Source organism: Campylobacter sp. W0014, assembly GCF_020135975.1.
In the GTDB taxonomy this organism is placed as follows: domain Bacteria; phylum Campylobacterota; class Campylobacteria; order Campylobacterales; family Campylobacteraceae; genus Campylobacter_D.
This window is the reverse complement of the sequence record NZ_JACHTR010000071.1, coordinates 1-1,130: the sequence shown is the minus strand read 5'-3', so window position 1 is coordinate 1,130 and position 1,130 is coordinate 1. Positions and strand designations below refer to the sequence as shown.

Below are 1,130 nucleotides of genomic sequence, written 5' to 3'. Positions count from 1 at the left end.
TTAATTCATGGAGCTGGCACAACTGCTATGACAAGATACTTAAGATTGTGCGATATTTCATTAAATAGGCACTGGGGGGATCCTGTATTTCAATATTTAGACTCATATCGTATGTTAATCAGGAAAAATGACTACAATGTTATTATTTTAGCCGGATGTTTAACCAAAGCTAATTTTAATCTTGGAGTTAAATTTTATAATTTAATTCAAAAAAAAATTCCAGCTATATGTGTTGTAAGGGATCCGATATCGGTTTTAAGACCAATAGTAAATCATTACGGAAACTTGCAGCATCCAAAAGACAAAATTCAAAGTCAAATTGATATAGAAAAATATCCCGTGCAAGAGAATTTTAAAATTCAAGTTCCCTATGCATATCCTGATCAAAATGGAAATCCAACATTAAACACCGTTAAAGAATACGCCGACGACAAGTACGGAGATTTTTATATTTTAAGTGTGAAAATCAAAGAATTGAAGCATAGGTTGCAAAAATTATATTATTTGGATATGAATAGTATATTGCCTGAAAATTCTTTTAAAACTTTATTAAATTTATCAAAAATATTTCATTTCACTGCTCCAAAATCTTCAGAGCTGTTTTTTTCAAAAGCAAATTCATCGGATAATCATGTCGATTATTTGTTTTTTCCTAAAAAGTTATATTTAAGGTATAACAATGAAGATATAAGCCTAGAAATAACAAAACAAAAAATAGTTTCAAGTGAATATTTGGACTATACTAAATATTTTACAAACAGTCCATTCTTGATTCAAGAAATTGGTATAAAAATAATATTGCATAAAAAATATTTACAATATTTTAGAAGTGGTATAATATATGAAAAATTTAGTTCTTATTTGCATGATTATCTTTTTTATTTGGAGCAATTTTATAAAAAAGAAAGAAAAAAAATAATCAACGAGCAAGAAATTTTAGATTTTATGAAATCTAATCCTGAAGTTTTAAAAAAATATAAATTAAAATTGGATAAAGAATTAACTCATATTAAAGAGCATCGACCTGATATAGTAGCTTCTTGGAAGTATTATCAAGAATTTGAAAAAATGTGCAAAGCATTAGATTAGAACAAAATTATTTTTTTATGATATAATCGTTTTCAAACACC

At 26.2% G+C, this 1,130-nt stretch carries 1 protein-coding gene; it reads left to right on the top strand.

Annotated elements, in window-relative coordinates:
- Window positions 1-1,089: DUF2972 domain-containing protein (locus H2277_RS08980; RefSeq protein WP_337201963.1), on the top strand; the 1,089-nt coding region annotated here is incomplete at its 5' end.
- Window positions 1,090-1,130: the final 41 nt, after the last annotated feature.